We start from the raw sequence: 24,430 nt of genomic DNA on the forward strand, positions 1-24,430 counted from the left end.
GATCCCTCGCCTCGTACGTCGTATGACGGGGATCGCCGCACCTTCCCACTCGTCGGACCTCCAGCAGCCCGCACCCGACGCCGCAGCCTCGCGCCGCCGCCCGCGGGCCGAGTGGCTCGATCGGCTGCTCACCCATGACCCGGGACTCAACCGGCTCCGGATGGCGCTCCAGGTGGTCGTCAGCATCGGCGCCGCGCTGCTGGCCGAGCGCCTCTTCGTCCGGCTGACCGGCGCGCTGCAGGCGCCGACCACGGGGTTGTCGGGTGCGCCGCTGGCGCAGGTCACCGCGGCCAACCACGCGATGCTGGTGATCGCCATGATGATCGGCGCGATGGTCTGCATGATGGCGACCTTCGCCGCGCCGATGCTCCCGACCGTGCGGACCCTCTACCTGGCGATCCTGCTGATGCCGGTGCCGATGGTCGCCGGCCTGGCGATCGGGCTGGCCACCAGCCACCACCGGCCCCTGGCGCTCACCCTGCTGACCCTCATCCTCGCCGGCGGCGCCTACCTGCGCCGCTTCGGCCCGTGGGGCTTCTTCGGCGGGCAACTGATGTTCATGGGCGACTTCATGGGCTTCTTCCTCGGTGAGGAGGTCGGCTTCGCCACCCTGAAATGGTTCGCACCCGAGGTCGTCCTCGGGGCACTGGTCGCCGCTCTCGCCCAGCTCGCACTGTTCCATCCCAGTCGCCGGCGCACGCTCGCACGGGTCCGCCGGACCTTCGGCAGTCGTGCGCGCGCGCTGGTCGACACGGCGCTGGAGGTGCTGGACCATCCCGAGGACCGCCGGACCGTCGAACGCCTGCAGCGTCGCGCGGAACGGCTCAACGAGACCGCGCTGATGATCGACGCCGCGCTCGGCGCGCCGGGTGCGGTTCCGGACGGACTGACCGCACGCCAACTGCACCAGGCCGTCTTCGACGCGGAGCAGTCCCTGGTCAACATGGCCCGGTTCGCGGCAGGGCTGGGCCGTCACGGCATGCGGCGCGGTGACCGGGCGCTGGTCCGCACCGCCCTGCTGGCGGTCGGCCGGCACGACCCCGCCACGGCACGGATCACCGCCGCCCGCCTCTACGAGCGACTGCAGGAAGTGGCGGCGCGTCCACCCGTCGACGACGCCTCGGCGCGGCGCCGGATCATCCTGCACCGGTTCGCGACGAGCGTGCGGGACTGGTCGCGGATCGCGACCCTGTCGCCCCGGACGCCGAACGCCGCTCCGGACGACGACCCCGCATTCACCCCGTCGGTCACTCTCGTGGGCGGCTGGCTGCCGGGCTCGTCGATGGTCAGCGCGAGCGCGTCGACCGAGAGCGGTCCTCGGCTGGCCGACCGTGTCCGGATGGCTTCCAACGTCCGGGTCGCCATCCAGATCGGCGTCGCCGTCACCGGCGCCATACTCCTGGGCAGTGTGCTGTCCGAGCGCCGGTTCTACTGGGCGGTCATCGCTGCGTTCGTGACGTTCATGGGCGCGAACAACGCGACGGAGCAGGTCCGCAAGGGGCTGCTGCGGGTGATCGGCACGCTGATCGGCGTCTTCCTCGGCTCCTGGCTCGCGCACGTCGTCGGCGGCGATGCGAATCTCGCGGTGCTCGTGGTGCTCCTCTCCATCGGACTGGGCATCTACTTCCTGCGGATCAGTTATGCCTTCATGGTCGTGGGCATCACGGTCATGGTCTCGTTGCTGTATGTCGAGCTGGGTGAGTTCTCCGACGGCCTGTTGCAGCTGCGGCTGGAGGAAACGGCGATCGGCGCCGCCGTCGCGATCCTGACCGTGCTGCTGGTCTTCCCGTTGCGTTCGTGGCAGGTGGTCCGGGTCGCCGCGCGCGATCATGCCGCGGCCGTGCGCACGCTCGTCGACGGCACGCTGCGCAGAGTCACCGGCGACTGCGCCGACACCGAACTCCGTTCCGCCGCAAGGGAGCTCGACCTCACCCACCAGACACTGGTCGCGTCGCTGAAGCCGTTGCGCGGCCTGCCCGGCCCTGGCAGCGACGTGCACCGCAAGCTGCGCTCGGCGGCGGACGCGTCGGTGCACCGGGCGAGGATGCTGCTGCGCGAGAGCGGCTCCATCGCAGCGAACGACCTGGGCGCCGACGCGGGCGCGCTGGACCAGGCACGGACCGCACTCAGCTGCTCCGTCCAGGCGATCGTCGACGGTCTGACCGAGGACCGGCGCGCCGCGGAGCACACCTACACGCGGACCGCGTCACTGTTCGACTCGATCGCGACCCACCGCGCCGACGCCGAACTCATCACCCCGGCCCAGTTGCTGCTGCGCGACGTCTGCCTGCTGGACGAGTCGATGGCGGCCTTCGCCGACGCGGCGGACCTACAGGTGCGTGCCCTCGACTCGGTGCCCGCCCAGCCGGGCTGACGGACGCTAGTCGTCGTCGGGCGTCCAGGTGTCGTCGGGCTCCTGGTAGGGGTCGGGTTGTCCTTCGAAGTCGTGTTGTTCTTTGTCGTGTTCATGGTGCCGGGTCTGCTGGTCGCGTTGGGACAGGTTGTGGTCCCAGATGATGGTCATCAGGGTGTGTTCGGGGTGGGAGTCGGTGGGTGGTGGCATGCCGGGTGGTGCGGGTGGCCTGCTGGCTGCGGTGAGCCCGCCGATCGTGGTGCTCGTGTGTCCGGCGTGGCCGGTGACGTGGTAGTCGGGGTGTTCTTTGGCGTAGTTGCACCGGGCGCACAGTCCTTGCCCGTTGCGTTCGGACGTGGCGCCGCCGTCGGTGTGCCTGGTGATGTGGTCGGTGTGCCGCACCGGCGCGCTGCACCAGGGCGTGCGGCAGGTCTGGTCGCGGAACAGGATCAGGCGGGCCAGCAACCCCGGGTAGCGGCGGGCACGGGACTCCATCCCGATGATGTCGCCGGTGCCGGGGTGGGTGAACAACCGGCGTAGCCGCGGACCGGTCGGGTCCCCGGTGGCCACCCATTCACGCACCAGGTCCGCCGGCACCGGCCCGTACCCGGGCACGCGGGCGGGCGTGTCACCCAACAGCGTGTCCAGGGGCATGAGCAGGTTCACCGTCACCCCGAACACCTCGTGCGCTTTCGCCCTGCCGGTGACGCGTTCCACCAGGGTGTCGGCCATCACCTGCCCCCGGTGCACACTGCCCGGGTCTGCCCCGGCGTCGGCGGCGGCTTCACGCGCTGTGGTGACGGCGTCTTCCAGGGCGGCCATGCACGCCAGGGCGTCCTTGACCGGTAACAGCGCGGTCAGGTAGGCCATGGTGTCACCGGCGGGTCGCAGGCTCACCCCACGCCGGGCGTGAGCGGCGCGGCGGCGTGCCGCGACCGCCTCGGCGGCCACCAGCATCGCTTGCTCTTTCGCCAGTGCGGCGAGCCGGGCACCGGAGGCGGTGCCGAGGTGGTCGCGGATCCCGGCGTCGACGCCGGATTGTTGGTCACCGGTCAGGCCGGTGGTTTCCCGCACGATCCGGGTCGCGTCCCACTCGGAGATGACGCCGGCGGCGAGCGCGGCCAGCGTGTGCGGCATGTGCCCCACCAGCACGTGGCACAACCCCACGAACGCGGCACCTTGGTGTGGGGTGCACCGGCGGGCGAACCCGACCTGCGAGCCGACCACCCGGGTCGTGTCCGCCGCGGTGATCCCGCGCGGGATGTCGCGGGCGGTTTGGGCGTCGTGCACTGCCACGACCGCCCGCGCCTGCCGGGCGGTGATCGCGTTGCGTAACTCGTCCAGGACCCGTAACTCTTCCACCAGGGCTTCCACATCGGCGCCGTCACCGGCGGTCAGGGGCGTGTCGAGGCGGTCGTGGAAGGCGCGCACCGCGGTCACGTCCAGTACGCCGCCGGCGCCTGGTCCGTTGTCCCGCGGTTCCTCGTCCATGTGTTCGAGTATGTCACGAATACTCCTGCAGCACAATGCTTTTCGCTGAGTATTGTTATCCACATCCCCTGCAAAACCGGCTCATCGTCCACAGGTCACGACAGGGGGATGTGGATGCACGGCACCCAGTACCAGGCAACGAGCAGGCGACGACAGGTCCACGCAACTCGGGATCGCGCATGAAGGCGCGATCCCGAGCGACCGCGAGATCACTCGGTGAGGAAGCCGTCAGTGACGGGGGAAGCCGGTCCCGGGGAGGCGCCGGGCCCGTCAGCGCTTGGAGAGCATCTCCGCGACGAGGAAGGCCAGTTCGAGGCTCTGCTGGTGGTTCAGCCGCGGGTCGCACGCCGTCTCGTAGCGCTTCTCGAGGTCGGCGTCGATGATCTTCTCGCTGCCGCCGAGGCACTCGGTGACGTCGTTGCCGGTCAGCTCGACGTGCAGGCCACCGGGCACGGTCCCCAGGTCGCGGTGGACCTCGAAGAAGCCACGCACCTCCTCGATGATGTCGTCGAACTCGCGGGTCTTGTAGCCGGTCGAGGACTCGAAGGTGTTGCCGTGCATCGGGTCGCAGATCCACACGACCTTCGCACCGGTCTCGGTGACGCGGCGCACGATCGCGGGAAGCTTGTCCCGGACGTTGCCCGCGCCCATCCGGGTGATGAAGGTGAGGCGACCCGGCGTGCGCTCGGGGTCCAGGCGGTCGATCAACTGCACGACGTCGTCCGGGTCGGCCGTCGGGCCGAGCTTGACGCCGATCGGGTTGTGGATCCGGGCGGCGAAATCCACGTGGGCGTGGTCCAGCTGGCGGGTCCGCTCCCCCACCCACACGAAGTGGCCGGACACGGCGTAGGGGTTGCCGGTGCGGGAGTCGATGCGGGTCAGCGGCTGCTCGTAGTCCAGCAGCAGCGCCTCGTGGCTGGCGAAGAACTCCACACCGGACAGCGGGGTCGAGTCGAAGTCGACGCCGCACGCGAGCATGAACTTCATCGCCCGGTCGATCTCCCGGGCGATCGACTCGTAGCGTGAGTAGGCGGCGTTGGCGATGAAGCCGCGGTTCCATTCGTGCACCTGCCGCAGATCGGCGAAACCGCCTGTGGTGAAAGCGCGTACGAGGTTCAGTGTCGACGACGCAGTGTGGTAGGCGCGCAGCAGCCGCTGCGGGTCGGGTGTGCGGGCATCGGCGTCGAACTCGAAGTCGTTGATGATGTCGCCGCGGAACGCGGGCAATGTCACGTCACCGCGGGTCTCGGTGTCCTTGCTGCGCGGCTTGGCGTACTGGCCGGCGAGCCGGCCGATCTTGACCACCGGCGTGCTCGCACCGTAGGTGAGCACCGCCGCCATCTGCAGGATGGTCTTGACCCGGTCGCGGATGTTGTCGGCGGTCGCCTCGGAGAAACGCTCCGCGCAGTCACCGCCCTGCAACACGAACGCCTCACCGAGCGCCGCCGCAGCGAGCCGGGAACGCAGCACGTCGCACTCGCCGGCGAAGACCAGCGGGGGCGCTGCGGCGAGCTCGCCGCGCACCGCACGGACAGCTCCGGCGTCCGGCCACCGCGGCTGCTGCAGGGCGGGCAGATCGGCCCACTCGACCTGTTCGGTCAGCAGTCGGTGCATGGTGGAGGAATCGGGTGCTGTCGTGCTCACCCGTCAAGGGTACGGGCGTCGCCGGAGCGTGACTCCAGCGGTATTGCCTACTGGGACCGTGCCCCGTCCGCCGCGGGAGTGTCCGAGCCGGTCTCGTCCGGTGCTTCGGTGGAACCGTCCGTGTCGCCCTTTGGTGCGGCGTCGCCCTGCGGTGCCGCCTCATCCTTGTGATGCTGCAGCCGGTCCTTGGCGTGCGTGGCGAGCGCCGCGGCGCCGCCGCCGATCTCCTTGGCCTTCTGGGTCAGGCCCTTCTTCACCGACGAGCCGTAGACGTCGACATACTCCTGACCGCTCAGCAGCATGATCTCGTACATCACCTCGTCGGTGATCGAGCGCAGCACGAAGCGGTCGTCCTGCATCCCCTCGTAGCGGTCGAAGTCGATCGGTTCACCGAAGCGCACGTGCGGCCGGATGATCCGGCCGAACAGCTTGCCCTGCGGTGCGATCACGTCGGTGCCGATGACTCCCACCGGGATCACCGGCGCACCGGACTCCAGGGCGATACGGGCAATGCCGGTCTTGCCCTTGTAGAGACGTCCGTCCGGCGAGCGCGTGCCCTCCGGGTAGATGCCGAACAGCTCACCCCTGCGCAGGATCCGCAGCCCGGTCTCCAACGCGCCCGCGGCGGCAGTGCCGCTCGACCGGTCGATCGGCACCTGTCCCGCCCCGGAGAAGAACGCCTTCTGCAGGCGCCCCTTCAGACCCGGGGTGTTGAAGTACTCGGCCTTGGCGACGAACGTCACCCGGCGCGGGATGACCAGTGGCATGAAGAGCCAGTCGGCGATCGACAGGTGATTACTGGCCAGGATCGCGGGTCCGTGCTCCGGGACGTTCTGGGCTCCCTCGACCGTCGGACGGAACACGCCCTTGAGCAACGGGCCGAGGAGCACCCACTTGAGCAGCCAATAGAACACCCACGTCTCCTTCTCACTGGTCCGTGCAGGATACGGCAGCCACCCCGCATCCGCCCCGGAGGTGAAAGGATGAAGTCGACCACGCTGTGACCCGCACGAAGGAACGACGATGAACGTGCTGCCGGGAGCCGAACCCTTCGCCCACGACGGGACACGCACGGGCGTCCTCGTGTGTCACGGATTCACGGGTTCGCCGCAGAGCATGCTGCCGCTGGCCAAGCGGTGCGCCGCCGAAGGATTCACCGTCCGGCTGCCGCGGCTGCCCGGACACGGCACGCACTGGAAGGACCTCAACCGGACCCGCTGGACCGATTGGTGGTCCGCCGTCGACGACGCATACACCGAGCTCGCCCAGCGCTGCGATCACATCGTCGCGGTCGGTATGTCGATGGGTGGCACCCTCGCCACGCTCGCGGCACAGCAGCATCCGCACGGCATCGGCGGACTGGTGTTGATCAACCCCGCGTACGTCATGCGCGACATCCGGCTCAAGGCGTTGCCCGTGCTGCAGCACGTCGTACCGTCCATCGCCTCGATCGCAGGCGACATCAAGAAGCCCGGCGTCTCCGAGCTGGCCTACGAGCGCACCCCGCTACGGGCGCTGCAGTCCCAGCGACGGATGTGGGAGCAGGTCACCCGGGACCTGCCGCAGATCACCCAGCCGGTGTTGCTGCTGCACTCCCCCGACGACCACGTCGTGCCACCGGAGTGCTCGGCGCTGCTCCTGGCCCGGGTCTCCAGCGCCGACAAGACCGAGGTCCTGCTGCACGACAGCTATCACGTCGCGACCCTCGACAACGATGCCCAGCTGATCGAGGATGAAACCGTGCAGTTCATCCAGCGCGTGACGGCGGCCTCGTCATGAGCCTCGAGGGTCGCGAGGAGCCGGAGAACCAGACGGAGATAGACCGCCGGTTCGCCGAGATCGTGGCCCAGTTCGGGGCCGACGAGGCCGACTGGGACACGCCGGAGAACACCACCGACGGCGGCCGCGAGCACCCGGTGGCCGAGACCGAGCCCGGCGACAACGACGACGTCGACGACGACACGCCGGCCGCACCGCTCGCGGAGCTGCCGGCACAGTGGCGGATGCCGCCGAGCGGGTCGGCGTCGTTGCTGGACGACGAGGACGAGACCTTCGTGCCCGCGCCGCCCCGCCCGCTGCCCAGCAGCGAGGAGGACATCGGCTTCTGGACGATGATGGGCTGCCTGGTCGGCGGGCCGTTGTGGCTGCTCTACCTGTTGTTCTTCGACCGCTACGCGCAGTCGTTGTGGTGGGTGCTCGCGTGCGCGGTGTTCGTCGCCGGAGTGGTCCAGCTGATCATGCGCTCGCCGAAGAACCACGACGACGACCCGGACGACGACGGCGCGGTGCTATGACGCCAACGTGCTGACGTCCAGGTCGACGACCACCGGCAGGTGATCGGTCGCGGCGGCGAGCAGCCTTGCGTCCAGGTCGAGTTCGGGTATGACGCCGGGCAGCCCCTCGGTGGCGAAGATCCCGTCGATCTGCTTGTGCGGGTCCCGCGCGGAGAACGTCGGCGCCGACGCCGACACCTCGTGCAGCTCACCCGCCAGGCGTCGCCAGGTGGGCCCGGACGGTTCCTCGTTGAGGTCGCCGCCGACCACCACCGGTAGCCGCGGCCCGACCTCACCGAGCAGGGCCTTGACCTCGGCCCCCCGGTCCGTCGCACGCAGCGACAGATGCACACTGCAGGCCACCAGTGGACGGTGGCCCGGCAGCCGCACCGTAGCCATACCGAAGCCGCGGGGCTCGTCGAACCGGCGCACCGGCAGCGGTCCGTGCCGCGCGTCGAGCAGGTCCAGTCGCAGGCTGGTCATCACCGTGGTGCTCATCCGGTAGCGCCTGCCACCGAACCAGGTGAGCCCGACCTCGTCGGCGAAGCCCGCGATCCGGTGCCCGGACACGGGGTGCCGCGGCACCTCCTGCAGCAACAGCACGTCGGGCGCGATCGTGGTGATGATCTCCACCAGTGCGGCACGGTCGTCCTTCAGCCCCCGCACGTTGTATGACGCCACGCGGACGCTGTGCGCCCGTGCCTCCTCTGTCATGGCTGCTCCGTCCCGGCGACCGCGCTGCGCGCCAGGTCGGCCGCGCCGACGAAACCGGCCTCGTTCCCCAGCGCGGCCTGCACGATCCGGGCCTCCGGGCGGTAACCGCGACCGGCCAGGTGCCGCCGGAAGGAGTCCCGGGCCGGGTCCAGCAGCAGCGGCCCGGCGGCGCTCACCCCGCCGCCGATGACGAACGCGCTCGGGTCGAAGGCGTTCGCCAGGTTGGCCAGTCCGGTGCCCAGCCAGGTGCCGACCTCACTCAGCAGCTCCGCCGCGGTGGGGTCACCGGCACGGGCCGCCTCGGTGATCATCGGGCCGGTCAGCTGCAGCGGGTCACCGCCGACGGCGTCGGCCAGGTCGTGCGCGAGCGGTGACCCGGACACCACCAGCGACCGGGCCTCGCGGACCAGGGCGTTGCCGCTGGCGTACTGCTCCCAGCAACCGCGGTTGCCGCATTCGCACCGATGCCCGCCGGGCACGACCTGCATGTGCCCGAACTCGCCGGCGATGCCGAACCGGCCGCGCTCGATCCGGCCGTCGACCAGGATGGCGCCACCGATACCGGTGCCGAGGTTGACCATGAGCACGTGGGACTCGTCCTGCACGTTGCCGAATCGGTACTCGGCCCAGCACGCCGCGTTGGCGTCGTTGTCGACGAAGACCGGGGTGCCGAGACGCTGCACCAGCGTCTCGCGCAGCGGCTCGTGACGCCAGGACAGGTGGGGCGCGAAGACGACGGTTGCCCGGTCGGCTGCCACGAACCCGGCAGCGCCGATGCCCACCGCGGTCACCTCGGACGCGGCGCGCCCGCGCAGGTCCTCGACGACCTCGACGATGAGGTCCTCGACGACCTTCGGCTCGGTGGTGCGGTGCGGGGTGTCGCGGCGCACCTGGTCGACGACCGCGCCCGACGGGTCGATCAGCCCACCGGCGACCTTGGTGCCACCGATGTCGATGCCGATGGCAAGTGCGTCCTGCGGATCGGTCACCGTGCCGGTCCTTTCGTGTCGTGACCCACCGCGGTCAGTCGGCGTCGTCGTGGGTCGCGTCGCCGGTCCGGCGTTCCTCGGCCGCCGAGCGCAGGCCACCGGCCACCATGCTCAGCAGGTCGGCGACGCGGTCGAGCAGCTCGGGCTGCACGGCCTGCAGCAGGCCGGCCGCCCGGCACACCGGGCACATCCGGCACACGGCCTCGACCGAGTCGCCGTGCGTGCATCCGCAGGCAGCGGCCTCACCGGTCACGGACTCGTGCGTGGCGGACGGCCCGAAGGACGTGCCCCGGCCGTTCTGCGCCCAGGTCGAGAACGCCTGCGCCAGCCGGGCAGCCTCGTCCGCCACCGACGAGGTGCCTGTTCCGTCGGGGGTCTCCTTCTCAGCAGCCACGGTCAGCTCTCGACGCGCTTCTTCAGACCCTTCAGCGCGGTGTCGATGATCGTCTTCTCGGCCTTGCGCCGGATCATCCCGATCACCGGGATGCTCAGGTCGACACTCAGCTCGTAGACGACCTCGGTGCCCTTGCCGTCGCTGCTGAGCCGGTAGACACCGTCCAGCGCCTTCAGGATGCTGGACTTCACCAGTTGCCACGACACCACGCCGGTGCCGTCCTCGTCGACGTCCCACGTGTAGGCCAGCGTGTAGGTGTCCTTGATGACCCCGGCGTCGAGCGTCATCTGGACCTGGTCGGGCCAGCCCTGTTCGTCCTCGGTGAGGACCTCGGCCTTCCTGATCTGCCCGGTCCACTCCGGATAGCCGTCGAAGTCGGCGATCACGTCGAGCACCTCGGCGGGCGCAGCTTTGATCGTGACGGAGGACTTGGTGCTGTCAGCCATGGGGGGAGCCTACCTGCCGTCCGTACCCGCCGAGCCGAGCCGCGTGCGCAGAAACTGCGTGTATGCCGCCCGCAGCGCGCCCGGACCGACACCGAAGGTGGTGGCGAAGGCGGCCGGTGCCCTGGCATCGGCCGCCCGCACGAACGCGACGAACCGGGCCTGCCCGAAACGGTGGGCCAGGAAGCGGCACCAGACGAACGCCTCCTGGTAGGCCGCCGCCGGTCGCGCGGTGAAGTCGGAGTCGGCCGGCGGCCCGGTCGGTGCCCGGCCCGCCCGGACCGCGGTGGCGACCTCGGGTGCCAGCTGCGCCAGACCCAGCCTGCTCGCGTGGTAGGCGGTGTACTCGGCGGAGCCTTCGATGATCCAGCGCGCGACCCCGGTGAGCGTCGCCTGGTGCAGGGCGAGGTGGGTCAATTCGTGGGTGAGGACCACGACCCGTCCCTGCGCGGTGACCGCGCTGAACACGGCGGGCGCAAGCACCACCCGGTCGTCGGGTGTGGTCGTCGCGGCGATCTGTGCGCCGCCCTCGGCCGATCCACCGCGGGCCCGGAACTCGGCCCGGTCCCGCGGCACCTCGATCACCACGCGGCCGGACAACACAGAGGTCCCCCAGACCTCCCGGACCCGCGCGATCGCGGCCCGGGTCTCGGCCGCGACGGTGCGCAACCGGTCGGTGCCGACGGTCCCCCGCACCACGAGCCGGCCGTCGCGCACCACCCGGGCGCCTGCCCAGGCCGAGCCGGAACCGGCATCCGAACCGGAGCCGGACGTCGCCGGAGCACGGAGCGACGAACACGCGCCGAGCAGCGCCGCCACTGCCGCCATACCCGCGCAGCACGCGGTGCGGCGGCTGACGGGTGGCCGCAGCGCTGCTCTCACCCGGTCGACCGTAATGGTTCCCAGGGCTCGATCCGCGCGGTCGCCGAGACCGCCTCCTGCGCCGTGATCAGGCCGGCCGATGCGAGGACGTCGACCGCGCGCCGCTCGTCGTCGTCCAGGCGCTGCTCCAGCGGCGCGAGCTGCAGCAGGGCGGTCACCATGCACTCGGCACAGTGCCTGTCGCGTGCTGGGCACGTTTCGCAGTCGATCCGCATGTCATCACCTCTTCGTCCGTGGCCGCTGCTCGACCTTCGCGATTCACGCTAGGGCGCACCTATGACAGCCTCCCCGCGCTCGCTTCCGAGACGGCCCGCGTCAGCCGGTCGAGCCGCTCCGTGCGCAGCCGCCACGCCTGCCAGTACAACTGCACGTCGAGGTGATCGCGCAGCACCGGCACGAGCGCTCCGCTGTCGAGCAGTTGACGGGCCTGCGCCACCGGAACCATCCCCCACCCGAGCCCCGTGGCGACCGCGGCGACGAACGACTCCGACGACGGCACCTCGTGCACCACCGCGGATCGGTCGATCCCGCGGGCCCGCAGCAACGCGACCTGCAGGTCGTCACGGTCGTTGAACCGCACCGACGGCATCGCCGCCAGGTCGACGCCGCGTCCGTGGCGATGCCGCTCACGCAGCTCCGGCGTGCACACCGGCAGGTACCGCATCCGCACCAGTGGCGTCACCGAACACCCCTGCACCGCAACGGGATCCGCGGTCACCGCGGCGACCACCGCACCGGATCGCAGCAGGGTGCTGCTGTGCGCCTGGTCCTCGACACGCAGCCGCAGCGCAACGTCCGGCCACGACGCGACCTCCGCCAGCACCGCGCTGAACCAGGTCGCGAGCGAGTCGGCGTTGATCGCGACGGTCAGCTCCTCCACACCCCCGTCGCGCAGCCCGAGCTGGTCCATGGCCTCGTTCTCCAGCACCGCTCGCTGCCTGCCCAGCCGCAGCAGGATCTCGCCGGCAGCAGTCGGACGCACCGGTGAACTCCGTTGCACCACAACGGCACCCGCCGCCCGCTCCAGCGCCCGGATCCGCTGGCTCACCGCGGAGGGCGTGATGCGCAGCCGCCGGGCGGCCGCCTCGAACGTGCCCTCGTCGGCCACCGCGACAAGGGTCTGCAACTGATCGTCCTGCATGAAGAAATGCTAATGGTCCTTCAAAATCTTTCGTTGGTCTGAACGGGGTGCGACCCGTAGCGTGGAGCGCATCATGCTCCCCGCACTGCTCACAGGCCTGTTCACCGGCCTCTCCCTGATCACCGCGATCGGCGCCCAGAACGCCTTCGTGCTCCGGCAGGGCCTCACCCTGCAGCACATCGGCGCCGTCGTGCTGGTCTGCATCGCCGGGGACGTCCTGCTCATCAACGCCGGTGTCGCGGGTGTCGGCGCGGTCATCCGCAGCCATCCGACGGTGCTGGACCTGTGCCGCTGGGGTGGCGCGGCATACCTGCTGTGGTTCGCGGTCCGCTCATTCCTCGCCGCCCGGCACGCACGCACCCTGACGTCCGAGAAGGTCGCCACCCGCGGCTCGGTGATCGCAGCCGCGCTGGCGATCACCTTCCTCAACCCGCACGTCTACCTCGACACCGTGCTGATGCTCGGCAACGTCGCCAACCAGCAAGGGGTGTCCGGTCGTTGGTGGTTCGCGCTCGGCGCCTGCCTGGCCAGCATCACCTGGTTCACGACCATCGGGTACGGCGCCCGCCTGGCCGCTCCGCTGATGAGCCGAACCTCGACCTGGCGGGTGCTGGACGTGCTGATCGGCTGCACCATGCTCACCGTCGCGGTACTGCTGGTCGTCGGCTGACGGCGCGCCGCGGCCGGATTGTCATACCCCGCACCTACGTTCGTCGGTATGAGCGAGCGCAGCAAGCGACAGCGGGCTCAGGTCGATGACGGCATCCGACGCAGGATGAGGCCGTCATGACGACGCCGGCCCCGATCCAGTCGACCTTCGACGACCTCGGCACACCCCTTGCCGAGGTGACGTTCGTCGTGCTCGACCTGGAGACCACCGGGGGCAGCGCCACCGAGTGCCAGATCACCGAGATCGGCGCCGTGAAGGTGCGCGGTGGCGAAGTGCTGGGCGAGTTCCAGACCCTGGTCAACCCGGGTGAGCCCATCCCGGCGTTCATCTCCGTGCTGACCGGCATCACCGACCCGATGGTCGCGTCCGCGCCGCACATCGGGTCGGCCCTGCCGGCGTTCCTGGAGTTCATCGGCGACGCCGTGCTCGTCGCGCACAACGCCCGCTTCGACATCACCTTCCTGAAGGTCAACTGCGAGCGGTTGCAGTTGCCGTGGCCGGGCAACGCCGTGCTCGACACCGTTCACCTGGCGCGACAGCTGGTGACGCGCGACGAAGCACCCAACCACAAGCTGTCCTCGCTGGCCCGGGTGTTCAGCACCCGCGTCACCCCCGATCACCGGGCCCTGCACGACGCGCAGGCGACGGTCGACGTGCTGCACGGGCTGATCGAGCGGGTCGGCAACCTCGGGGTGCACACCGTGGAGGAGTTGCGCTCCTACACCTCCCGGGTGACACCCGGGCAGCGACGCAAGCGCTTCCTCGCCGACAACCTGCCGTCGGCGCCGGGTGTCTACGTGTTCAAGGACGAGCGCGGCGAGCCGCTCTACGTCGGCACGTCGATCGACATCAAGCGGCGCGTGCGCAACTACTTCACGGCGAGCGAGCACCGCACCCGGATGGCCGAGATGGTCGGCCTCGCCACGTCGGTGACCCCGATCGTCTGCCGCACGACACTGGAGGCGCAGGTGCGTGAGCTGCGGCTGATCGCGCAGCACAAGCCGCGCTACAACCGCCGCTCCCGTCACCCGGAGCGTGCCCTGTGGGTGAAGCTCACCGCCGAGCCGTTCCCGCGACTGTCGATCGTGCGCCGGGTCATGGACGACGGCGCCACCTACGCCGGGCCGTTCGGCTCCCGTGCCATCGCCGAGCAGGCGGTCGCGGCCGTGCACGAGGTCGTGCCGCTGCGCCAGTGCACCAAACGACTGTCGACCAAGGGCACCGGCACCGCCTGCGCGCTGGCCGAGATGGGCCGCTGCGGCGCACCGTGCGAGGGCCGCCAGTCCCCCGACGACTACGCCACCGTCGCGCAGCGGGTCGCCGACGCGCTCCGCGGCGACTGCCACGAGGTGCTCGAAGCCCTGGCCGAGCGTCTCGACCGGCTCGCGACCGACGAGCGGTTCGAGGACGCCGCCGTCGTGCGCGACCGCATGCTGTCCCTCGTGCGTGCCGCGGCCCGCGCCCAACGGATGGCGCCGCTCGCGGCCAGCCCGGAGATCGTCGCGGCGGCACCGACACCCGCCGGGGGCTGGGAGTTCACCTGTGTCCGGTACGGCCGGTTCGCGGGCGCGACGGTCTGCCCGCCCCGCGCGGACACCCGGACCTACCTCGCGGCACTGCGGGACAGCGCCGAGCACGTGGCACGCCCCGACGCGCCCGTCCCGGCCGCGACACCCGAGGAGACCGAGAAGATCCTGCGGTGGCTCGAGCAACCGGGCGTGCGCGTCGTCGACATCGACGGGGTGTGGGTCTGCCCGGTCGGCGGGGCCGTCGGCGCCCAGGCCGCGCTCGACGCCACGTTCGACCGTTCCGACGTTCCCGGCTTCGAGGAGTCGACCACCTGGCGCGGGCGCCGACCCGTCCGAGTGGGGTCCGACCCCGGTCTGCGCGCGATGTGACCCGCCGGCCGGCGACCGGCAGCAGCGCGCACCCATCGCCGTCCAGCCCGTAAGCTGGCCGCATGATTTCTGCGATCGTGATGATCAAGGCGGACGTGAACCGCATCCCGGAGGTTGCCCAGGAGATCTCCGAGATCGACGGCATCGCCGAGGTCTACAGCGTCACCGGCGACGTCGACCTCATCGCCGTCGCGAGGGTCGCCCGGCACGAGGACTTCGCCGACGTGATCGCCGACCGCCTCAACAAGGTCGAGGGGGTCCGCGACTCGCAGACCCACATCGCGTTCCGCACCTACTCCAGCCAGGACCTCGGCGCGGCCTTCGCCATCGGCCTGGACGACTGAGGGTTCCTCAGCCCGCGGCGTTGCGGATCTTCTCGGTGGCGGCCGCCCACCGCTCGATCACCGCGGTGGCCGCCCCGGAGTCGATCGCGTCACGCGCCTGCGCCATACCGGCGTCCAGCGCCGCGTCCAGGTCGTCGTGAGCACCGAACCGGCCGCCGTCGTGCTCGCCGGCCGACACCACCGCGAGCGCCAGGCCGGAGTTGAGCACCACGGCGTCCCGCACGGCGCCGCTCGCGCCGCCGAACACCTCGCGTGCGATGCCCGCGTTGTATGCCGCGTCGCCGCCGCGGAGCGCGTCGATCGGCGCCGGCTCGACACCGTGCGCCGTCGGATCGATCGTGTGGACGCTCGTTTCGCCGTCGCTGACCCAGTGCACGGTCGAGGTGGTGGTCACCGTCACCTCGTCCAGTCCGTCGTCCCCGCGCGAGACGGCGGCGTGACGCCCCCGCTCCGCGAACACGCCGGCCATCAGGGGCAGCATTCGCGGGTCGGCCGCACCGATCGACGCGTACCGCGTGCCGGCCGGGTTGGTCAGCGGACCGAGCACGTTGAACGCCGTGCGGATGCCGAGTTCGCTGCGGGTCGGGGCGGTGAAACGGAACGACGGGTGGAAGGTCTGCGCGAAACAGAAGGTGATGCCGGCCTCCTGGGCCACCCGGGCGACCTGCTCGGCCGTCAGGTCCAGCCGCACGCCGAGCGACTCGAGCACGTCCGCCGCGCCCGACTTGGAGGACGCCGCCCGGTTGCCGTGCTTGACCAGGGTGACGCCGGCGCCGGCACACACCACCGCCGACATGGTGGAGATGTTGACGGTGTGGGCGCCGTCGCCGCCGGTGCCCACGATGTCGAGCGTCGGCCCGGGCACCTCGATCGGCACGGCGTGCCGGATCATCTCGTCGGCCAGGCCGCGGAACTCGTCGACGGTCTCGCCCTTGGCCCGCAGGGCCACCAGGAATCCGGCGATCTGGGAGCCGGTGGCCTCACCGGACATGATCTGGTTCATGGCCCACTCGGCCTCGGCGGTGGTGAGGTGCTGGCCGTCCAACAGCGTGTTCAGCAGCCGCGGCCAGGTGACGTCTGCCATCCCGGGTGCCCTCAGTCGTCGGCGCCGCGACGCACCAGGTCGGCGATGGCCGAACCGATCGTCAGCGGGTCGATCGGGTGCGGGACGGCCGCGTCGCACTGCGACCACACCGCGAGCCAGCCGTCCGAGGGGCGACCGGTCAGCACGAGCACCGGCGGGCAGTCGAACACCTCGTTCTTCAGCTGACGGCACAGCCCGAGGCCGCCGAACTTGGCCGCCTCACCGTCGAGGATGAGCAGGTCGTAACGCTCCTTGTCGACCGCCTCGATCACCGCGGCGGGCGTGGCGCACTCGCGCCAGCTGACGATCTCGACATCCTTCGCGGGCCGGCGACCGACCCCCAGCCGGACGGCGTCGCGGGTCGCGATGTCGTCGCTGTAGAGCAGGACGGTCAACTGGTGCACGCCATCGCTCGCCGTGCCTGCCGGAACCACTGCGGAGGAGGAAGTCATAACCCCGGATGCTACTGGTTCACGAGGGAACGAACGACGGCAGCCGGGCGTTGCAAGGGGTGAGGCGGGCCGGAAAGGGCCGTCTCCCGCCGTGCCCGCGTCGTCCACTTTCGCACGATCTCGCAGTTCGGCTGTCACGAAAAGGAACTCGCCAGGGGGTCGCCCGCGCGCGCCCGCGCCGATGGGGCCATAATGGCCAACGTGGCGACCGCAACGACGGCTCATACGAGCGATTCCCGGATCCCGGCAGGTCATGGACCTGTCAGTCGGCCAAACCTGACGGCAGTCGGGACCATGGTGTGGCTGGCCAGCGAGCTGATGTTCTTCGCGGGATTGTTCGCGATGTACTTCACCATCCGCTCGGTCGCCGGGCCGCTGTGGACCGAGCGCACCAGCCATCTCGAGGTCGGTTACGCCTTCGGCAACACGCTGGTGCTGGTCATCTCCTCGATCTGGTGCCAGTTCGGCGTCTTCAAGGCCGAGGCCGGCAAGCCGCACCGCGACGGCAAGCTGTGGCAGGTGACCACGTGGGGGATGCGCGAGTGGTACGTCCTGGCGTTCCTCTTCGGTGCGGTCTTCGTCTCCGGCCAGGTGCTGGAGTACTCCAACATGTTCGGCGAGGGCATCTCCCTGGACTCCGACGCCTACGGCTCGATGTTCTACATGACGACCGGCTTCCACGCCCTGCACGTCACCGGTGGCCTGATGGCCTTCCTGATGATCATCGGCCGTACCTTCACCGCCCGGAAGTTCACCCACCACCAAGTCACCGGCGCGATCGTCGTGTCCTATTACTGGCACTTCGTCGACGTCGTGTGGATCGCGCTGTTCGCAACCATCTACCTCCTCCAGTGACAGGCCCCGCGCCGATGTTGCTCACCCACCCCTTCAACGACGACAGGACGGCTCCGTGAGTTCACTCGTTGCCCGCCGCCGGCACCCGGCAGCGATAGCGATCGTTTTGCTACTCGGCCTCATCCTCACCGGCGGCCTCTACGCAGCGTTCGCGCCCAAGGACGCCGACGCCGCCACCAGCAGCACCCAGACGATTGCGGCCGGACACAAGCTCTTCCTGTCCAACTGCGCGTCCTGCCACGGGGTCAACGCCACCGGCACCGACGACGCGCCGTCCCTGGTCGGCGTCGGCGCCGCCGCCGTCGACTTCCAGGTCGGCACCGGCCGTATGCCGCTGGCCAACCCGGGTGTGCAGGCCGAGCGCGGCAAGGTGCAGTTCACCGGCGACGAGGTCTCCCAGCTGTCGGCATACGTCGCCTCGCTGGGCACCGGCCCCTCGATCCCGTCCTCGAGCCTGACCAGCGGTGGCGGCGACATCGCCAAGGGCGGCGAGCTGTTCCGCGTCAACTGCGCGATGTGCCACAACTTCGCCGGCTCGGGCGGCGCCCTGACCCGCGGCAAGTTCGCCCCGAACCTCATGGACGTCTCCGGCCGCCACATCTACGAGGCGATGCTGACCGGCCCGCAGTCCATGCCGGTGTTCAACAACAGCAACCTGTCCCCGCAGGACAAGAAGGACATCATCTCCTTCCTGCAGAACGTCAAGACGGAGTCCAGCCCGGGTGGCTGGAGCATGGGCAACCTGGGCCCGGTGACCGAGGGTCTGTTCGCCTGGACCATCGGCATCGGCCTGCTGATCTTCATCGCGGTCTGGCTCGGTAAGAAGGCCGCCTGATGACTGACGACAACGACGCTTCGATCCCGAAGGAGCCGGCTGTGAGCCACGACGAGTCGGGCCGAGCCGTCGCAACCCGCGACGGCGAGCACGCACTCCCCGAGCGCTTCGAGAACCCCGGACTGCCGCCGCACGTGCACCGCCTGGGTGACCACGACGAGGCCGCCGCCAAGCGCAGCGAGCGTCAGGTCGCCGCGCTGTTCACCATCTCGATGCTCGCGACCGTCCTGTTCGTCGTCGCCTACGCGATGATCGGCAAGGACGACAACGTCACGCTGCCGATCCTGGGCAAGGTGCACGCGCTCAACGTCGCGCTCGGCGTGACCCTGGCGTTCTCGCTGCTCGGCATCGGCCTGGGCGCGGTCCACTGGGCCAAGACGCTGATGTCCGACGAGGAGGTCGTCGAGGAGCGCCACACGCTGCGTTCCGACGACGAGGCCCGTGCGGGCGCCATCAAGGTGCTGACCGACGGTGCGGAGTCGGCGCAGATCAACCGCCGGCCGCTCATCAAGTACACGCTGGGCGGTGCGCTCGGGCTGTTCGCGATCCCGCTCGGCCTGCAGCTGGTCGGCGGCCTCGGCCCGTTCAAGAACGACGTCAACGACCTGCGTACGACGATGTGGGACACCGGTGTGCCGGTGCTGGGCGCCAACGGCAAACCCGAGATGAAGAACGGCAAGGTCGTCACCCGTCCCCGCCGCCTGATGCGGGACCCGGAGGGCACCGCCATCCGGCTGTCGGACGTCACGCTCGGCTCGGTCTTCCACGTGCTGCCCGAGGGCATCAACGACACCGCCGAACCCAGCAACGAGAAGGTCAAGGCGGCCGTCATCCTCATCTCGCTGCAGGAGAACAAGATCAAGAGCGCCCGCGAACGCGACTGGGGCTTGGACGGCGTCGTCGCCTTCTCCAAGATCTGCACGCACGTCGGGTGCTCGGTCGGCCTCTACGAGCAGACCACCCATCACCTGCTGTGCCCGTGCCACCAGTCGACCTTCGACGTGACCGAGGACTGCAAGGTCATCTTCGGACCCGCGAAGCGGCCGCTTCCGCAGCTTAAGATCGAAGTGGACGACGACGGATACCTCTACGCGCCGCACGGCTTCGACGAGCCGGTCGGCCCGAGCTTCTGGGAGCGTGGCTGATGAGCGAGCAGACCAAGGCCCGCAGCACCGCGGACGCGCTGCGCGACGACGACAAGACCGACGCACCGGCCGGCGACGGCGGCCCGGTCGGCGCCATCGCCAACTGGGTCGACGAGCGGACCGGTGCCGCCAAGGGTGTCCGCTTCCTGCTGAAGAAGGTCTTCCCCGACCACTGGTCGTTCATGCTGGGTGAGATCGCGATGTACTCGCTGGTCATCCTGCTGATCAGCGGCACGTTCCTCACCTTCTGGTTCGTCCCGAGCATGGGCGAGACGACCTACACCGGTTCCTACGTGCCCCTCAAGGGCGTGGACATGAGCGAGGCGTTCGCCTCGACCGTGAAGATCTCGATGGACGTCAAGGGCGGTCTGCTGATCCGGCAGATCCACCACTGGTCGGCGCTGATCTTCGTGGTCTCCATCGCGTTGCACATGTTCCGGGTGTTCTTCACCGGTGCGTTCCGCAAGCCGCGTGAGATCAACTGGATCATCGGTCTGCTGCTGGCCATGCTGGCCATGGTCGAGGGCTTCATCGGTTACTCGCTGCCCGACGACCTGCTGTCCGGCACCGGTATCCGCGCGATGCAGGGCTTCATCCTCTCCATCCCGATCGTGGGCACCTACATCAGCTACATCCTGTTCGGCGGCGGGTTCCCCGGCCAGGACATCATTCCCCGGTTCTTCACCATCCACGTGCTGTTGCTGCCGGCGATCCTGGTCGGCCTGTTCACAGCGCACATCATCCTGGTGATGGTCCACAAGCACACGCAGTACCCCGGGCCCGGCCGGACCAACAAGAACGTCGTCGGCTTCCCGATGATGCCGGTCTACGCGGCCAAGGCGGGTGGCTTCTTCTTCATCGTCTTCGGCATCACCGCCCTGATCGCGGGTCTGGTCTCGATCAACCCGATCTGGATGTACGGACCGTACGAACCCACCATGATCACCGCCGGCTCGCAGCCGGACTGGTACATGGGCTTCGCCGACGGTGCGCTGCGATTGTTGCCCGGCTTCCTGGAGTTCGACCTCTTCGGGAAGACGTGGAGCTTCAACGTGATGATCGGCGCCATCCTGATGATCCCGATCCTGTGGACCGTCATGGGCCTCTACCCGTTCATCGAGAAGTGGGTCACCGGCGACAACGAGGAGCACCACCTGCTCGACCGGCCGCGCAACCGGCCCACCCGCACCGGTCTCGGCATGGCTGCCATCACCTTCTACGGCATCCTGTTCGCCGCCTGCGGCAACGACATCATCGCGATCAAGTTCCACCTGTCGATCAACGACATCACCGAATCCTTCCGGGTCGGGCTGATCGTGGCACCGATCATCGTCTTCTGGGTCGTCAAACGGCTGTGTCTGTCGTTGCAGCGCTACGACCGCGACCTGGTCCTGCACGGTAGGGAGAGCGGGCGACTGGTGCGCACCAGCAAGGGCCGGTTCTTCGAGGCGCACGAGGCGCTGGGCGACTACGACCGCTGGCGGCTGGTGTCCTACGACTCCCCCGAGCCCGTCGGGCTGCCGCCGGCCACCGACGAGCACGGCGTGCGTCGCAAGGGTGCCCGCAAGGACCGCCTGCGCGCCCGGTTGTCGCACTACTACTTCAAGGACCGTGTCGAGCCGGTCACCCCGATGGAGCTGGCCGCGGCGCACCACGACGGCCACGCCGCCGAGGCGATCGAGTCGCACCCGGACGAGGCGGAGTCGGGTCACATGCACGGTGGCGCCGAGGAGATCGGGGCGGCCCACGCCTACGGTCACCCGACACCGCACGACAAGCAGGACTGATCGGGGCACCCGATCGGCCAGGGAGGCCCACCCGGACCACGGTCCGGGTGGGCCTCCGCCGTTGCGTGACGACCCGGTGCGCGGTGGTCGCCGCCGCTAGATGAGTAATTCCTGGCTGTGGCTGGTGTTTTCGGTGTGGCGTGTGATGTTTCGGGTGGAGGGTGCCCAGACTCGGCGTTGCGTAAACCAACACCGAACCTGGAGGTCCGCCGTGGACGCCGATCTGGACACCCTCGCAACCGCACTCTATGCGCGCGTTGACGATCTCTTCAAAGACGCGCCCGATCGGCTTCCGGCACGGCCCCGCACAGGGTTCCCGGTGCACCTGACGGATGCCGAGCTGGTGACGTTGTCGGTGATGCAAGCACTGCTGGGTTTCACCAGTGAAGCACGCTGGCTGCGGTTCGCCACCACACACTTGCGGCACCTGTTCCCCTACCTGCCGTTACAGCCGGGGTACAACAAGCGGCTGCGCAAGCTGAGCGCCACCATCGGGTGGCTGATCCGCGTCCTGGGCCGCGACACCAGCATCTGGTCTGATGACGTATGGGTGGTTGACTCCACCCCGGTGGAATGTGGCCGGTCCCGGGAGACCGCCAAACGGTCCGACCTGGCCGGATTCGCCGAATACGGTTACTGTGCAAGCCATTCCAGGTTCTTCTGGGGTTTGCGGTTGCATCTGCTGGCCACCGTACATGGCCTGCCGATCGGGTTCGCCTTGACCGGCGCCAAAGCCGACGAACGCCACGCTTTGCAGGGCATCCTGGCAGACCCTGCCCTGGCCGACCTGGCGGTCGGAAACACCGTGATCGGGGACAAGAACTACTTCGGCGCCGACTTCGAAGACCACTTGACCCGGGCCGGGATCGAACTGCTCAGGCCGGCCCGCAAGGGAGAACCCGACCGCCCCGGCAGCCAATTCTTCAAACCGTTACGTCAAGTCATCGAGTCCATCTTCGACACCCTCAAAGGCCAACTCAACCTGGAAGACCACGGCGCACGCTCCACCAGCGGCGTCATCGTCCGCATCTGGCAACGCCTCCTGGCCATGACCGCAGCCATCTGGCACAACGACCGCATCGGCGCACCAGTCCTACGCTCCCTAACCGCATACGACCACTGACCCCGGGAATTACTCATCTAGGGCACGCTGGGCCGGTGACGCGTCGTGGCTGGCTCCTGTTCGCGGTGATGTGCGTCCTGTGGGGCATCTCCTACCTGTTCATCAAGGTGGCCGTCGACGAGGTGTCCGTGCCGTTCCTGGTGTTCCTCCGGACCGGCGGCGGTGCCCTGGTCCTGCTCCCCCTGGTGGCGCGCACCGGCCTGTCGCGCGCCGTGTCCGACATCCGCACCCACTGGCGGTGGATCGTGGCGTTCTCGGCCGCGGAGATGATCGGACCCTGGTTCCTGCTGTCCTCGGCCGAGCAGCGGATCGACAGCGGCCTGGCCGGGCTGCTCATCGCGGGCGTCCCGATCGTCGGCATCTTCGTCGGGCGGGCCATCGGCGATCGCGAACGCCTGGGGGCCGTCCGCTGGGCCGGGCTGCTGCTCGGCCTGCTCGGGGTGTTCGCCCTGGCGGCGCCCGCCCTGCGCGGCGGCGACTGGCTCGCGATGGGTGAGATGGCACTGGTCGTGGTCGGCTACGCGCTCGCCCCCCGGCTGGCGGCCCGGCACCTGACCACCGTGCCCGGTCTGACCCTGTCGGCCGCGTCGCTGACGATCGCCGGCGTCGTCTACCTGCCCTGGGCGATCGCCACCTGGCCGCACCGGCAGCCGAGCGCGGCCGCGTGGGCCTCGCTCGGTGCGCTCGCGATCGTGTGCACGGCGACCGCCTTCGTCGCGTTCTTCGGGCTGATCGCCGAGGTGGGCCCGAGCCGCGCCATGGTGTTCACCTACGTCAACCCGGCCGTGGCCGTCGTGGCCGGCATGCTGCTGCTGCACGAGCCGTTCACGGCGGCGATGGCCGTCGCGTTCCCGCTGATCATCGCGGGCTCGGTGCTGGCGACCCGCACCGCCAAGGTGGCGGCACCCGCACCGGCACCCGTCGGCTGACCACCGACCTGCTGCGGCCTAGCCTGGAACCCCACCCGACGAACGGAGCCCGGCAGATGCCCATCGCCATGAGCCGCGAGGAGTTCGAGGACGCCGTCGGCGACGCGCTGGACACCATCCCGCAGGAGCTGCTCGACCGACTGGACAACGTTGCCATCACCGTCGAGGACGAGCCGGCGCCGGGCAGTGCACCGGGTCTGCTCGGGTTGTACGTCGGCGTGCCGCTCACCGCGCGCGACTCCGGGTACGGGCTGGGCAACCTGCCGGACCACATCTACATCTTCCGTGGCCCGCTCACCCGCTACTGCCGTTCCCGGGAGGAGCTCCTGCAGCAGATCCGGGTGACCGTCCTGCACGAGATCGGCCACCACTTCGGCATCAGCGACGAGCGGCTGCACGAGCTGGGCTGGGGCTAGCCGGCGAGCTCACCTCCCGGAGCCCTCCAGCCGCTCCTGCAACCAGTCGCACCAGGCCAACCGGGCCTCCTGGCTGCGGATGCCCGCCTCGAGGGTCGCCCTGGTCGCGAAGGCCGGCTGCGAGGGGTCGGCCGACCCCGGCTCGGCGTCGAACTCGGCCGCGAAGCGCCGGTAGAGGCTGAGCCGGTCGGTGCTGCGGCGCCGCACCCCGTCCAGCAACTGGCGCGCCGCCGCCCGGTCGATCAGCCAGAGCGACGAGATGCGCAGCATGGTGGGATTCCGCTCGATGCTCTCCTCCGGTTCGCCGACGAGCCACGCGGTGAGCGCGTCCCGGCCTCGCGCGGTGATCTCGTAGCGTTTGGTGGGTCGTGGGCCGGCACCGCTGATCACCGTGTGCCGCACGTGGTCGCCGCGCTCCAGCCGCGCCAGCTCCGGGTAGATCTGGCTGTGCCGCGCCGACCAGAAGTACGACAGGTCGCGATCCAGCACCCGGGTGAGGTCGTACCCGGTCGACGGCGCACGGGCGAGCAGACCGAGCAACGCATACCCCAGCACGGAAACCACCCGA

26 protein-coding genes are annotated in these 24,430 nt (G+C 69.8%); 13 read left to right on the forward strand and 13 right to left on the reverse strand.

Annotated features, from left to right (window positions below):
• Positions 1-22 precede the first annotated feature (22 nt).
• Positions 23-2,374: an FUSC family protein gene (locus tag FHU39_RS11340; protein ID WP_183320429.1), complete on the forward strand. Its 2,352-nt coding sequence runs from the start codon at positions 23-25 to the stop codon at positions 2,372-2,374.
• 6 nt (positions 2,375-2,380) lie between these two features.
• On the opposite strand, the gene FHU39_RS11345 is transcribed toward FHU39_RS11340, so the two are convergent.
• The 3 genes from FHU39_RS11345 to FHU39_RS11355 form a co-directional block, all read right to left on the reverse strand.
• Entirely contained in the window at positions 2,381-3,844 is a 1,464-nt protein-coding gene (locus FHU39_RS11345) for an HNH endonuclease (protein ID WP_183320430.1), read from the reverse strand.
• A 270-nt stretch (positions 3,845-4,114) separates the two neighbouring features.
• Positions 4,115-5,458 (reverse strand): class II 3-deoxy-7-phosphoheptulonate synthase, encoded by a 1,344-nt coding sequence (locus tag FHU39_RS11350; protein ID WP_183321018.1) that lies wholly within the window; start codon positions 5,456-5,458, stop codon positions 4,115-4,117.
• Between the two features lie 77 nt (positions 5,459-5,535).
• Positions 5,536-6,402 (reverse strand): 1-acyl-sn-glycerol-3-phosphate acyltransferase, encoded by an 867-nt coding sequence (locus FHU39_RS11355; RefSeq protein ID WP_183320431.1) that lies wholly within the window; start codon positions 6,400-6,402, stop codon positions 5,536-5,538.
• Positions 6,403-6,511: 109 nt separating this feature from the next.
• Here FHU39_RS11355 and FHU39_RS11360 point away from each other — a divergent pair, with 109 nt between their 5' ends.
• Both FHU39_RS11360 and FHU39_RS11365 read left to right on the forward strand, forming a co-directional pair.
• The gene (locus tag FHU39_RS11360) at positions 6,512-7,267 is read left to right on the forward strand and encodes an alpha/beta hydrolase (protein WP_183320432.1); all 756 of its coding nucleotides are present in this window, start codon (positions 6,512-6,514) and stop codon (positions 7,265-7,267) included.
• Entirely contained in the window at positions 7,264-7,782 is a 519-nt protein-coding gene (locus tag FHU39_RS11365; RefSeq protein WP_183320433.1) for a hypothetical protein, read from the forward strand. The genes FHU39_RS11360 and FHU39_RS11365 overlap by 4 nt, the downstream gene beginning before the upstream one ends.
• On the opposite strand, the gene FHU39_RS11370 is transcribed toward FHU39_RS11365, so the two are convergent.
• From FHU39_RS11370 to FHU39_RS11400, 7 genes are all read right to left on the reverse strand, one after another.
• Positions 7,777-8,475 (reverse strand): endonuclease/exonuclease/phosphatase family protein, encoded by a 699-nt coding sequence (locus FHU39_RS11370; RefSeq protein ID WP_183320434.1) that lies wholly within the window; start codon positions 8,473-8,475, stop codon positions 7,777-7,779. The genes FHU39_RS11365 and FHU39_RS11370 overlap by 6 nt on opposite strands.
• Positions 8,472-9,464 (reverse strand): ROK family glucokinase, encoded by a 993-nt coding sequence (locus FHU39_RS11375; RefSeq protein ID WP_183320435.1) that lies wholly within the window; start codon positions 9,462-9,464, stop codon positions 8,472-8,474. Before FHU39_RS11375 ends, FHU39_RS11370 begins: the two co-directional genes overlap by 4 nt.
• Positions 9,465-9,498: 34 nt before the next feature.
• On the reverse strand, positions 9,499-9,858 hold the full coding sequence (locus tag FHU39_RS11380) for a hypothetical protein (protein WP_183320436.1): 360 nt from the start codon (positions 9,856-9,858) through the stop codon (positions 9,499-9,501).
• 2 nt (positions 9,859-9,860) lie between these two features.
• Positions 9,861-10,304, reverse strand: coding sequence for an SRPBCC family protein (locus tag FHU39_RS11385; protein ID WP_183320437.1), 444 nt, complete (start codon positions 10,302-10,304; stop codon positions 9,861-9,863).
• Positions 10,305-10,313: 9 nt separating this feature from the next.
• Positions 10,314-11,183, reverse strand: a complete 870-nt coding sequence (locus FHU39_RS11390; RefSeq protein ID WP_183320438.1) for a hypothetical protein — start codon at positions 11,181-11,183, stop codon at positions 10,314-10,316.
• Positions 11,180-11,344 (reverse strand): hypothetical protein, encoded by a 165-nt coding sequence (locus tag FHU39_RS11395; RefSeq protein ID WP_246336214.1) that lies wholly within the window; start codon positions 11,342-11,344, stop codon positions 11,180-11,182. The genes FHU39_RS11390 and FHU39_RS11395 overlap by 4 nt, the downstream gene beginning before the upstream one ends.
• 113 nt (positions 11,345-11,457) lie before the next feature.
• On the reverse strand, positions 11,458-12,324 hold the full coding sequence (locus tag FHU39_RS11400; RefSeq protein ID WP_183320440.1) for a LysR family transcriptional regulator ArgP: 867 nt from the start codon (positions 12,322-12,324) through the stop codon (positions 11,458-11,460).
• Positions 12,325-12,397: 73 nt separating this feature from the next.
• On the opposite strand from FHU39_RS11400, the gene FHU39_RS11405 reads away from it, so the two are divergent.
• The 3 genes from FHU39_RS11405 (at position 12,398) to FHU39_RS11415 (ending at position 15,236) form a co-directional block, all read left to right on the forward strand.
• A complete protein-coding gene (locus FHU39_RS11405) occupies positions 12,398-12,994 on the forward strand; it encodes a LysE/ArgO family amino acid transporter (protein ID WP_183320441.1) in 597 nt (198 codons plus the stop codon).
• Between the two features lie 116 nt (positions 12,995-13,110).
• Positions 13,111-14,892, forward strand: a complete 1,782-nt coding sequence (locus FHU39_RS11410) for a DEDD exonuclease domain-containing protein (protein WP_183320442.1) — start codon at positions 13,111-13,113, stop codon at positions 14,890-14,892.
• 62 nt (positions 14,893-14,954) lie between these two features.
• Complete coding sequence (locus FHU39_RS11415) at positions 14,955-15,236, forward strand: Lrp/AsnC family transcriptional regulator (RefSeq protein ID WP_183320443.1); 282 nt, start codon at positions 14,955-14,957, stop codon at positions 15,234-15,236.
• Between the two features lie 7 nt (positions 15,237-15,243).
• Here FHU39_RS11415 and trpD read toward each other — a convergent pair whose 3' ends face one another.
• Together trpD and FHU39_RS11425 are read right to left on the reverse strand one after the other, a co-directional pair.
• Entirely contained in the window at positions 15,244-16,320 is a 1,077-nt protein-coding gene (trpD, locus tag FHU39_RS11420; protein ID WP_183320444.1) for an anthranilate phosphoribosyltransferase, read from the reverse strand.
• 11 nt (positions 16,321-16,331) lie between these two features.
• Positions 16,332-16,772 (reverse strand): response regulator transcription factor, encoded by a 441-nt coding sequence (locus tag FHU39_RS11425; RefSeq protein WP_183320445.1) that lies wholly within the window; start codon positions 16,770-16,772, stop codon positions 16,332-16,334.
• Between the two features lie 192 nt (positions 16,773-16,964).
• On the opposite strand from FHU39_RS11425, the gene ctaE reads away from it, so the two are divergent.
• From ctaE to FHU39_RS11460, 7 genes are all read left to right on the forward strand, one after another.
• Positions 16,965-17,627: an aa3-type cytochrome oxidase subunit III gene (gene ctaE, locus FHU39_RS11430; protein WP_183320446.1), complete on the forward strand. Its 663-nt coding sequence runs from the start codon at positions 16,965-16,967 to the stop codon at positions 17,625-17,627.
• A 55-nt stretch (positions 17,628-17,682) separates the two neighbouring features.
• Positions 17,683-18,462, forward strand: coding sequence for a cytochrome bc1 complex diheme cytochrome c subunit (qcrC, locus tag FHU39_RS11435; protein WP_183320447.1), 780 nt, complete (start codon positions 17,683-17,685; stop codon positions 18,460-18,462).
• Positions 18,462-19,607 (forward strand): cytochrome bc1 complex Rieske iron-sulfur subunit, encoded by a 1,146-nt coding sequence (gene qcrA / locus FHU39_RS11440; protein ID WP_183320448.1) that lies wholly within the window; start codon positions 18,462-18,464, stop codon positions 19,605-19,607. The genes qcrC and qcrA overlap by 1 nt, the downstream gene beginning before the upstream one ends.
• Positions 19,607-21,394, forward strand: coding sequence for a cytochrome bc1 complex cytochrome b subunit (qcrB, locus tag FHU39_RS11445; RefSeq protein WP_183320449.1), 1,788 nt, complete (start codon positions 19,607-19,609; stop codon positions 21,392-21,394). Before qcrA ends, qcrB begins: the two co-directional genes overlap by 1 nt.
• 211 nt (positions 21,395-21,605) lie before the next feature.
• The gene (locus FHU39_RS11450) at positions 21,606-22,517 is read left to right on the forward strand and encodes an IS982 family transposase (protein ID WP_183320450.1); all 912 of its coding nucleotides are present in this window, start codon (positions 21,606-21,608) and stop codon (positions 22,515-22,517) included.
• A 35-nt stretch (positions 22,518-22,552) separates the two neighbouring features.
• Positions 22,553-23,446, forward strand: coding sequence for an EamA family transporter (locus FHU39_RS11455; RefSeq protein WP_183320451.1), 894 nt, complete (start codon positions 22,553-22,555; stop codon positions 23,444-23,446).
• Between the two features lie 56 nt (positions 23,447-23,502).
• A complete protein-coding gene (locus FHU39_RS11460) occupies positions 23,503-23,862 on the forward strand; it encodes a metallopeptidase family protein (RefSeq protein WP_183320452.1) in 360 nt (119 codons plus the stop codon).
• A 9-nt stretch (positions 23,863-23,871) separates the two neighbouring features.
• Here the strand turns inward: FHU39_RS11460 and FHU39_RS11465 are convergent, their stop codons facing one another.
• Positions 23,872-24,426 (reverse strand): helix-turn-helix transcriptional regulator, encoded by a 555-nt coding sequence (locus FHU39_RS11465; protein WP_183320453.1) that lies wholly within the window; start codon positions 24,424-24,426, stop codon positions 23,872-23,874.
• Between the last annotated feature and the right edge of the window lie 4 nt (positions 24,427-24,430).

Origin of the sequence: Flexivirga oryzae, from assembly GCF_014190805.1 — a bacterium.
Lineage (GTDB): Bacteria > Actinomycetota > Actinomycetes > Actinomycetales > Dermatophilaceae > Flexivirga > Flexivirga oryzae.